The organism is Barnesiella sp. CU968, from assembly GCF_905219685.1.
GTDB classification, from domain to species: domain Bacteria; phylum Bacteroidota; class Bacteroidia; order Bacteroidales; family Muribaculaceae; genus Lepagella; species Lepagella muris_A.
Genome location: NZ_CAJMXD010000066.1, coordinates 1 through 10,366 on the forward strand (window position 1 = coordinate 1; position 10,366 = coordinate 10,366).

The window sequence follows — 10,366 nt, forward strand, 5'->3', positions numbered from 1 at the left end:
ACACAAGATTCACTATATAAAAAATATCGAATTAAATTTAAACAGTTTCTAAGAGCATTTCTTAAGAGTGTTTAAAAATAAAAGTGAAATTTGGGGCGGCTATTTACGATGACTGACGGGAATTATGTTTGTGAAAAGCTTCCAGCCGCGGGCCGTTCTGTAACGGTTGACGGATTCGGCAGGAACGTAGAGACGGCATCGGGAATACAGACGCGCCTCGTCCGGCTCGAAGATGAAACTATCACAGTCGAAGGGTGGCGGTGCGGGTGACATCACCGTTATGGATGTCAGGTTTTCACATCCGCTGAAAATCAATTCGCCGAGGAGCCTTGAGTTCGCAGGCATGACCGCGCTGCGCAATGACCGGCAGTCGGAGAAGGCATAAGATTCCAGCTCTCTCATTGCCCGGGGAAGCGTCACCTCCGCCAGTGTGTAGCAACATGAGAAGGCGTTGTTGCCTATATGACTGACCGCCCGGGGTATCGCAATGGATTCAAGACTCTTGCAATAGGCGAACGCATGCGCCGCGATGTCAGCCAGCCCGGCGGGGAGAGATACGGTCCGCAGCTCTTCATTCCATGCGCACATCCCCTTGGGTAATTCTTTCACTCCGTCCGGAACAGCCAAAGAGGTCAATCCGCATTCACGGAAACACCCCTCACCGAGTGTCCGAAGACTTGCCGGCAATGTGATGTTTTTAAGATTGGAACACCCCATAAACGCATATTCACCTATTGAATGAAGCCGGGAGCCATCTTCAAATCTGGCTTCCCGGATATCGGTTCTGTCGGCAAACGCATATGCCTCGATGCGCAATACCGTTTTAGAAACAGTAAGCACGGAATCCGTGACAGACCATGGTGAATTATCCACGACATCCTGCGCTTCCGCATCTATCCGCGATGCAGCAACAAGCGACAACAAAAATATGCAGACCGTTCTTAAATTCATATGTCGGGAGCAAATTCCGGAGGGAGTATTTTGGCGGGATCGGCAGTGTCCACACGCACCACCATTATGCGGCTTTCGCCACGCCATGGCAACGAGCCGTGATATTTCTCATATTCGACACGTGCAGGAAGGTTTGCGTATTGCAGACGGCGCAATTCCACCGCAACAGCAGGATCCTTGACGGAGAAGACAAAATCCTTACGGTATACCCGTGTCGTATCCATCAATTCCTTGTATGGCAGTATTGTTCCCTCATAAGTCTTGAAGACCTCTCCCCTTTTCTCGATATCCTCCACATATCCGTATTGCACGGCTTCAGTCACGAATGGTGAGAAAAACCACAGATAAACGGCAATGAAAGCAGCTACAGCCAACACGGCAGCAGCTACACAGAGCCATATTGTAGTGTTACGACGCGGAGGCAGCAGGTGTTCAAACTCAGGCTCATCCTGCTCCCAGTAATCCGGATCCTCCGGCTTAAGAAGAGGAGCTTTCGGTGTTTTAGGCACTTCCTGTATGTCGGGACCGTCAAAAAAATCGTCTTTATCGTCGTTAAAATTCATAATAGTCTGCAATTCGTATATGTAGGCTAAGAGCGGGAAATTCCGGTTTCATTCGATGGAACTTCCTCATTTTTCTTTTTATCAAGTGATATATATGCCATAGTGAAGATTCCGAGAATTATCAACATCACCGTCTGACCGGACCACTGCAGCATGGAGAACGCCGTTCCGTCAGCTGTGCTTACACCATAGATGGCGAGGCCGAACATCACAGCAATATTCCATGGACCGAGTCCGCCGTTGGAGGGTATAGCCATACCGATTGAACTGAGCACAAACGCCACAAGACAGGGTGTCAGTCCGAAGGCAAGTCCCTGTTGTGCACACAACTCGCGTGTAAACGGGAAAGCGAAGAACGCCACATACAGCTGCACATAATAACATCCCCATATGGCGATTGTATAAAAGAGGAAAGTCCATTTCCCTTTCATTTCAGTGACAACCGCAAAACCTTTCCATGTCTCAAGCACCCAGCCTTTCACTTTCTTTACCGGAGCAGTATCGCGTCCGAAACGGAATATCGCCCACACAACGGCACATGCGCCAGCCACGGCAATCCAGAACCAAGGCGAAGAGGCAGTAGACACAACCCCCTGTCCTACGGGATATTTTGTCAGGAACGCATTTATTGCCGGAGTCGCAACGATGAATGTCAATATGGTGAGAAGCAGAACACAGATCGAATCCGACAGACGGTCCGCGACCATCGAACCGAGCACTTTGGCGAAAGGGGCTTTCTCACGCCCCGCTATGTATGTGCATCTCCACACCTCCCCGAGGCGCGGAAAGACAAGGTTCAAGGCATAGCAACCGAAAATAGAGCAGCACAGAGCCAGAAGCGGCGCATCTATGCCGAGACTCCGCAACTGTATACGCCAGCGCAACGCACGGAATATATGGGAACAAACGCTGATTCCCATGGCACACAATATCCACCAATAGTCCACTCCATGGCGGATAATATCCATCATGTCGTAGAAATTGACCTTTTTGAACATATAGCTGACCAGCAAGACTGTCAGCGCGAGCGGCAACAGCCATCTGAGGGCATACCCCAGCACTGTGCGCATTTTTCCTGTTTTCGCTTCCTTGTCACTCATAAAATGCAAATTTAATCAAATTCCGCCGGATAGCAAAAATTCCACCTCCTTGAAGGCATATCTACATGTCTCACCGGTATCCGCATTCTCGACATGCAGGAAACCCATCGGCTCCACACCTCTGACAATACCCGGATATGATTCTCCCGATTCCCTGACGCGGAAAGGATAGGCTGATCCGTCGAAACGCCACATCCTTGACTGGAACTCATCGTGAATCATTATTCTCCCCTCAGATCCGGATATCTGACTGAGGCGCCGGCGGAGTTTCATTTCAAAATCCTCAAGCAGTCTTTCCGTCGGGAATTCAGTTCCGGCTATGGAAGCCATCGACACCGGATTGGGAGCGCCGCTCAGGAACTCACGCTGATTCACATTGATTCCCACACCTGCTATTGTGCGGGAAATTTCCGTTCCCATAACCGAATGCTCTATCAGGATTCCGCATATCTTACGGTCATCCACATAGATATCATTGGGCCATTTGACCTTCGCGTTGATTCCCGCATCCTCCAGAAAATCGACAACGGCAAGCGCGACAGCCTCGCTGATAGAGAATTGTTCTCTTGCAGCGATGCCACGTGGTTTCCACATCGCTGAAAATGTAAGATTCTTTCCCGGCTGCGCTTCCCAGGAATTACCCTTTTGTCCGCGTCCTCCTGTCTGGCAGCGCACCGCCACAATCACCCCCTCTTCCGAGAGAGGATATTCCGTCACCTGCGTGTTGGTCGACACACACTCATCCAGCCATTCTATTCTCATACCGTCAGCATCCTTGAATCATCCGGCAAGACCTCGATTCTCACGTCAACAGTATCGTCCGGGAGGAATCCGAGAGCATTTTCGGGCCATTCCATAAGACAGACAGACCCTGAATCCCAATAATCGTCAAGCCCCATGTCGAGCAACTCCTCCACCGTCTCCACCCTGTAGAAATCAAAGTGATATATCTTGTCAGAGCCACCCGGCGCAACCGCATCCGGCGCAACCGCATATTCATTGACTATGCTGAAAGTCGGGCTTGACGCCTCGTCTTCAGAGCCGAGAGCCGCACATAAAGCAGAGATGAATGTTGTTTTCCCCGCACCCATCGGGGCATGGAAAGCAAAATGCCTGTTATCCCCCATCGCCGCCACGAACTCTGCAGCCGCACGCGGCAGATCCTCGATATTACTGATTGATATATTCATTTTCATCCGATTTATAACGCGAATTTAATTAATAGATTTCAAATCGCGTTAAACTATGATAGAAAATATGTGACTATTCCCAAAATAATTCGTATATTTGATGTAGTCTTGGGTTAATATTTTGACTACAAGGTTATTTTTGAGGATTCGCGTGAGGATGGCCAATGGATAAGAAATTGGTAGTGTGTTTGGTTCTGGTATTTATAATTGGCATTAAAAATATAGGCCTGCCATCACTGCAAGCCTATATCAAATCTGTTTTACCTTATGAATTATTTTACTTGTTGGGGGTTGACCACTTGTATGTGTCGTTGCAATCAATATCCATCACACTGCTGCCGACTTGCATACGGAACTGTCCTTTTTCAAGTACCCACTTGCCGTCGTAGTCCACGAAGGCGAGGTCGCTTGCCTTGATTGGCAAAGTTACGGTTTTGGTCTCACCGGGCTTAAGCTCAACTTTTTCAAACGCGCGCAGACGGCGATTGTCAGGAGTCAGAGACGCTACCATATCACGGCTGAAAAGCATCACAACCTCTTTGCCTGAGCAATTACCTGTATTGGTAACATCGATTGTGAACACGAGGTCATCGTTGACACCGAATTCAGATTTCGAGCAGCGGAAATTGTCATACTTGAAAGTGGTATAACTGAGTCCATAGCCAAAAGCCCACTGTACCGATACCACAGCATCGTAGTCATAAGCACCTTCCATCTTATCCATTTCCTCGCTCACTCGATAATCGTAGGTGGTGAGTTCTGCCTGATGGCGTGGATAGGTGTAGGGCATTTTGCCACTCGGGTTGGTGTCGCCGGCAAGGATGTTGGCAAGTGCGTCACCACCGAAGTTACCGGGAAGCAGAATGTTGACTATCGCATCTGCCAATGGCTCAATATCACTGATGATACGCGGACGACCACCGTTGAGAATCAATACAACCGGTTTGCCTGTCGCAGCAAGAGCCTTGACGAGATTGCGCTGGTTTTCAGAGACAGCGAGATCCGACAAGTTTCCCGGTGTCTCACAATAGGAGTTTTCACCGATACAGGCGACTATGACATCAACACCCGACGCAGCTGCCACAGCTTTTTCAATTTCCGGCTCATTTTCCTCGTGATAGGCACCTTCGGCAGGATAAGTGACACCCTGTTCAAGAACTATATTCTTCTTGCCAAACTTATTGACCAATGCCTTGTAGATGGTGTTGTATTTCGATGCGAAACGGTCAGTCAGATGACCTTGCCATGAATAGCTCCAGCCGCCATTGAGACAGCGCATCGAATTGGCATTAGGACCTGTCAGCAGAATCTTTGTACCTTTCTTCAACGGAAGAATGCCGCCGTCGTTTTTGAGCAGTATCTCCGATTCCTCGGCTGCCTGAAGAGCGACTTGCTCGTGACGGTCGCAGGCGAAGTCGGCATAGTCTTTGGGATATGTATTGGGAGTGTCAAACAGCCCGAGACGATATTTCAAGCGCAGGACACGACGTGCTGCGTCATCAATACGCTCCTGAGATACGCGACCTTCATTTACGAGTTCTTTAAGCAGAGTGCAGAAATTGAGGTCGTATGGCTCCATTGACATGTCGATTCCGGCATTGATAGCCATTTCGATAGCCTCTTTTTTGTCGTGAGCCACATATTCGCGGGTATAGAGATTGTTGATGTCTGCCCAGTCAGTCACAATCATTCCGTCCCAGTTAAGGTCTTCTTTAAGCCACTTGGTGAGCAGCTCGTTATTGGCGTGAACAGGGCGACCGTTGATTGAACCGCTATTGACCATTACAGTCAATGCCCCTGCCTCGATGCAGGCACGGTAAGGCTCAAAAAACTTCTCGCGGAGATCAGACGGTGAAATATATGCCGGGGTACGGTCTTTGCCTGTTCGCGGAGCGCCGTAGCCGAGATAATGCTTAACCGAGGTGGCTATATTATGTCGGCCTATCTTATTCGGGTTATCGCCCTGAAAGCCCTTGACCTGCTGAGCGCCCATGATGGCGTTGACTAACGGATCCTCTCCGTAGTTTTCCCATACACGGCTCCAACGCGGGTCGCGGGTGAGGTCAACGGTAGGAGAATATGTCCACGGACAGTTGGCGGCGCGAGTCTCATATGCCGTAATTTCAGCAGCTCTGCGAGCCAACGTCGGGTTAAACGACGCACCTACGTTTATGTTCTGCGGAAACAGCACACCGCCAAGAGTGTAGGTTGTGCCGTGATTCTGGTCAAGTCCATAGATACAAGGGATGCCGATTTCTTTCATTGACACCTCCTGAATCTGACCGATCAGCTTCTCCCATTTCGCAGGAGTCTGTGCAGTCGGTCCGCCGGGAGCATTCAACACAGAGCCGACCTTATAGACAGCGATAGCCTCATGAAGTTTCTGAGGATCGAGAAAGAACTCACCGTCCTTCCAGTCGCCAAGCACATCAATTGAAAGCTCTGTCATCTGGCCGATTTTCTCGTCAAGGCTCATTTTGGACAATGTGCGCTCTACAGCTGCCTCAATATCAGGGTCTGAGGGAATTGCCACTCCGGCAGCCTGCATAGAGCAGGCTGCTGAAGTGACGGTTAAAAATGTCATTACGTGTTTCAACATATTAGCGAAGAGTTACGAGATCTACATAGTAACCATGACCGACGCAGATGAATCCGGACTGCTCCTGAATCATGTCAAGAGCCTCTTTTGTCAGCGTGATTTCTGCGACACCGTCAGTTGAGAATTCAATCATTCCTGTACCGGGAAGATCGTTCCACCTTACAGTAGTTGTGCGAAGCTGATGATATTCGGCGGTAGGTTCTATCGAATAGTGAATTGACATTACAGCACCCGGTTTAATGCCGGCAAAAACATCCATGCCGATAAGGTTGAAGGTCTTGTTGGGGCTGTCATCGGGAAGATCCCACGAAACATAGTGGTGTCCTGACCACAAGGTCTGCTGAGATAACATAACCACTGTTGTGGAGGTCTCAACCTGACCGTTCTTGTAGAACTGAACTTCGGCACCATCATTCATAACGCCCGACATCGGATACTCACCATCTTCGAGAGCCGGGGCAGAGAAGCTGATTGCAGTTGAAGTTTTTTCGGTAAAATCAGAAATCTTGGTTCCTCCGATTTCAAGAGATGCCACTCTGTCGAGATTGATACCTGTAAGCGTTGTTGTAGCACCAGAAGTAATACGGTCTGCACCTGAAGTAACGAGAGCGGAAGAGCTCACAGTCACTTTATTTGCGCCGTAGTTCATACCCTCGGCATCAATGAGTTCCAGTCTGCAAGTACCATTGACGGCATTTGCTGGAACGGTATAGGTGAGAACATCATTGCCGTCTTCGGTAGAATAGTCAACAGGAATCGGTTCAGAATCACCGAGAGTGATTGATTTCACAGAGCTGAGATTGCGGCCATAAAGTACCGCGTTCTGTCCGGGAGCGACAATGCGTTCAAATGAGACTTCCGAAGCCCAGGGATCACCATCCAGCGGATTGACATTGATGATGCCTTCGCGAGAAGTTGATTTACCCTGAGTGGTTGTGACAACAACCTTCATCTCGTATGTACCTGCGGGGAGAGGCATATCAATAGCCTTTCCGGTTGCAGTCTGCTCTCCGTCGATATACCATACCACATCAACATAGTCGGCAGGTGTCACGGTAAGTTCCATGGCGAAATTTGCATCGCGGCTGATGTTGGCTACTACGGGCAGCTGACCATTATTTCGGTCAGGGAAAGTCGGTGCCAGAATATGGGGTTCGTCATCCGGACCTGCTACAGAGAACGGATCGTCGCTGCTGCATGAAGCAAGCATGACGCTTACAGGCAGCAAAGTCAAAATTGTCTTATATATGAAATTCATTGTAGTTTCTTTTTATGTTATTAGTCAACGTCCCACCACATGGGTATGTACCAGCTATTGCTTCCGCCCATACGGTCCAAAGCTTCATCATAGCCGGTCTTATTATACGATGATTCAAGAACCGGATAGCAAAGGCGAACGGGGATTTCCTGACCGCCGGTGAGGAACTGGCCGAAACCGTATTCAGCCGGAGATTTAAGTCGGGGATAACCTGAACGGCGCACGTTTGCCCATGCTTCAGACGGATTGGTGAAGTGCAGAATCCATGCCTGAGTATTGATTGCTGCCTTACGCTGCTCGTTGGTGTAACCGATGCCGTTGTTGGCAATGAAAGTAGAGAATTCCTCATCAGTAATCTTACGGCAGCCGTAGTTGTCAGTAAGGAAGTCCATTGACGCACGTACACCAGTTTTGTAGTAGCCGTCAGCACTACCGGCGACTGCCCAGCCTTTAAGGGCGGCCTCAGCCATAAGGAAGTTTACCTCGGCGTAGGTCATAACTACGCCCGGATTATCACTCTTAAGGAAGTTGTTGGCAAGCTTGGGCTCGGTTTCGCGCGCCATACTTACTTCGACAGAAGGATTGTTCTCAGCAATCTCTTTCATGATATCGCTGTCATAGCCTGCCGGCCACGGTTCCCATGAGTAAGCACCCGGATCTCTCGGATTCATAGGAATACCTTTTGAAAGAATTTCTTCAGTGAGGTCAATGCGGTTATCGGGGCTTGTAAGGCTCATCAGACCGTCATAGTAGAATCGGGCAAAGATAAAAGTACGGGGGTCGCCGCTGTTATACATCTGGTTGAAGAATGTAGAACAGAGGTAACTCGGGTTGTTTGCCGGGTCATTACCGAACAGTAGTTTGGAAAGGGCATTGCCACGATAGTCGGAATATGTATCCTGACCAAAACTGAACGATACTTCCATATACTTAATGAGAGCGTCATCAGAAGCACTTGTAAAGACGCCGCCGTCAGCCATCAGAGCCTCTTCAAATTCCTGCTTAGCCTTGTCGGGGTCTACGTCGGATATACGCATGGCAAATCGGAGGCGCAGACTGTTGGCAAGTTTCTTCCACTTAGTTACGTCACCGTTGTAGATTACATCGCCTGTGATCCTGTCGCCTGACAATGACAGGGCTCCGCAGGCATCGGTGAGTTCATTGAAGAAAGCTGCGTATATTTCTTCCTGAGTGTCGTATCTAGGGTTGAATTTCTCGGCAATATAACCGAGACCAGCCTCGCTAAAAGGCGCATCGCCATAAACATCAGTAATAAGGGACATCATATAGACGCGATAGATGCGCAGAGCGGCATTTACGTTTGTCAGACCTTCTTCCTCACTGTTATGAATGCCATCAGTAAGATTTTTTATAGCGTTGGGATATAGCGAAGTCCAGATGCGACACATTTCGTTATTGTCGATTGTGTGGCGGCCTCCATAGTTGGTTGTATTCCAGCAACCCATCAGCATCTGAGAGAAAGCATAATGGTAGTTGCGGTAGATTTCCACCATACCCAGATCGCCGTAGGTCTGGAGCTGGGCTGTGGTCAGCTGGGCATTGGGGTCAATGCCGTTGGCTTTTGAAGGGTCTGTGTTCAGATCCTCCATGTAGCTGTCGCTACATGAACCTGCAATGAGCGCAAGAGCCGCCAAAACAGGAGTGAATATCTTATGTAGTTTCATTGGTAATCTTACGTTTAGAATTTAACATACAGGTTGAAACCATAGCTCTTGCGCGAAGGCAGCGAACCATATTCAAGTCCCATACCGGTTGTATTGTTGTAGTTGGAATCAGGATCGATGTCGGGAATGTTCTTCCATACGATGAACGGGTTGCGAGTCACAAATGAAATAGACATATCCTGCACTACCTTACCGAGCCATTTCTTCGGGAATTGATAGGTAAGTGTGATTTCACGACACTTTATGTAAGAATTGTCATAGATGAACATCGAAGGGGCATTGCGGCAAACACTCATCCAATAGTCTTCGGGGTTGACCTTGATGTCATTGGGACGATATGTGCCGTCGCCGTTGTCAATCACACCGGGTGCGACAAAACCGCCGGTTGGAGTCCATGTCGAGGCACCTTTCGCAATACCTGCTGCCTGACGCTCTTCTTCCGACTTATACCATTCTTCTCGTCCTGCCAGTGTTGCAAGGCTTTTGCCTGATTCGTGAGCAGCACGTGCCGACATAGAATACAGATCGGCTCCAACCTTTACGTCAAACAGTGCGGTAAGTCCGAAATTCTTGTAACGGAATGTTGTGCTCAGACCACCTGTCCAGTCCCAAGATGCATTTCCAAGAACGTGATTGCTCTTGTCGTACATCGGCAAACCGGTTGCCGGGTCAATGAGAATATCTCCGTTTTCGTTTCTCTGGAAATCGGGACCCACGATAGAACCGAAGTTCTCACCAACCTTTGCAGCGACCTGGACATCAAGCCATGAAGCCTTTTCAAGTTCAAACATATCCATGCCGTCTACAAGCTTACGCACTTTATTGTTGTTCTTAGAGAAGTTGATACCCAAATCCCAAGAGAAATCGCCTATGATAACGGGACGTGTGTTAAGTGCGATTTCGATACCTTGGTTTTGTATTTCACCGGCATTGATAAGACGATAGGGGTATCCTGTTGCCCAGCTACTTGCCATGCCCATAATCTGGTCTTTACTTATCTGATTGTAATATGTGAAGTCA

The 10,366-nt window shown here is 48.9% G+C and carries 8 protein-coding genes and 1 pseudogene; all 9 read right to left on the reverse strand.

The genetic code is table 11. From position 1 onward, the window contains the following. Positions 1 to 99: 99 nt before the first annotated feature. On the reverse strand, positions 100 to 951 hold the full coding sequence (locus JX312_RS04215) for a leucine-rich repeat domain-containing protein (protein WP_204457164.1): 852 nt from the start codon (positions 949 to 951) through the stop codon (positions 100 to 102). Further along, on the reverse strand, positions 948 to 1,514 hold the full coding sequence (locus JX312_RS04220) for a hypothetical protein (RefSeq protein ID WP_124029532.1): 567 nt from the start codon (positions 1,512 to 1,514) through the stop codon (positions 948 to 950). The genes JX312_RS04215 and JX312_RS04220 overlap by 4 nt, the downstream gene beginning before the upstream one ends. 26 nt (positions 1,515 to 1,540) lie before the next feature. Beyond that, complete coding sequence (locus JX312_RS04225; protein ID WP_123403872.1) at positions 1,541 to 2,614, reverse strand: lysylphosphatidylglycerol synthase transmembrane domain-containing protein; 1,074 nt, start codon at positions 2,612 to 2,614, stop codon at positions 1,541 to 1,543. 15 nt (positions 2,615 to 2,629) lie between these two features. Continuing rightward, positions 2,630 to 3,376, reverse strand: coding sequence for a biotin--[acetyl-CoA-carboxylase] ligase (locus tag JX312_RS04230; protein WP_204457165.1), 747 nt, complete (start codon positions 3,374 to 3,376; stop codon positions 2,630 to 2,632). Beyond that, on the reverse strand, positions 3,373 to 3,804 hold the full coding sequence (gene tsaE, locus JX312_RS04235) for a tRNA (adenosine(37)-N6)-threonylcarbamoyltransferase complex ATPase subunit type 1 TsaE (protein WP_123404011.1): 432 nt from the start codon (positions 3,802 to 3,804) through the stop codon (positions 3,373 to 3,375). Before tsaE ends, JX312_RS04230 begins: the two co-directional genes overlap by 4 nt. 277 nt (positions 3,805 to 4,081) lie before the next feature. Continuing rightward, positions 4,082 to 6,403, reverse strand: coding sequence for a glycoside hydrolase family 3 N-terminal domain-containing protein (locus JX312_RS04240; RefSeq protein WP_239653802.1), 2,322 nt, complete (start codon positions 6,401 to 6,403; stop codon positions 4,082 to 4,084). A gap of 1 nt (position 6,404) precedes the next feature. Continuing rightward, entirely contained in the window at positions 6,405 to 7,661 is a 1,257-nt protein-coding gene (locus JX312_RS04245; protein WP_204457166.1) for a hypothetical protein, read from the reverse strand. A 20-nt stretch (positions 7,662 to 7,681) separates the two neighbouring features. Further along, on the reverse strand, positions 7,682 to 9,346 hold the full coding sequence (locus JX312_RS04250; protein ID WP_204457167.1) for a SusD/RagB family nutrient-binding outer membrane lipoprotein: 1,665 nt from the start codon (positions 9,344 to 9,346) through the stop codon (positions 7,682 to 7,684). A gap of 14 nt (positions 9,347 to 9,360) precedes the next feature. Then, a pseudogene (locus JX312_RS04255) lies at positions 9,361 to 10,366 on the reverse strand (TonB-dependent receptor); the annotation flags it as partial.

What these genes read in the sequence shown, in the direction of transcription:
- JX312_RS04230 (WP_204457165.1), bottom strand. Translation starts at nt 3,376, where the DNA reads ATGAGAATAGAATGGCTGGATGAGTGTGTGTCGACCAACACGCAGGTG.
- JX312_RS04245 (WP_204457166.1), bottom strand. Translation starts at nt 7,661, where the DNA reads ATGAATTTCATATATAAGACAATTTTGACTTTGCTGCCTGTAAGCGTC.
- JX312_RS04225 (WP_123403872.1), bottom strand. Translation starts at nt 2,614, where the DNA reads ATGAGTGACAAGGAAGCGAAAACAGGAAAAATGCGCACAGTGCTGGGG.
- JX312_RS04215 (WP_204457164.1), bottom strand. Translation starts at nt 951, where the DNA reads ATGAATTTAAGAACGGTCTGCATATTTTTGTTGTCGCTTGTTGCTGCA.
- tsaE (WP_123404011.1), bottom strand. Translation starts at nt 3,804, where the DNA reads ATGAATATATCAATCAGTAATATCGAGGATCTGCCGCGTGCGGCTGCA.
- JX312_RS04240 (WP_239653802.1), bottom strand. Translation starts at nt 6,403, where the DNA reads ATGTTGAAACACGTAATGACATTTTTAACCGTCACTTCAGCAGCCTGC.
- JX312_RS04250 (WP_204457167.1), bottom strand. Translation starts at nt 9,346, where the DNA reads ATGAAACTACATAAGATATTCACTCCTGTTTTGGCGGCTCTTGCGCTC.
- JX312_RS04220 (WP_124029532.1), bottom strand. Translation starts at nt 1,514, where the DNA reads ATGAATTTTAACGACGATAAAGACGATTTTTTTGACGGTCCCGACATA.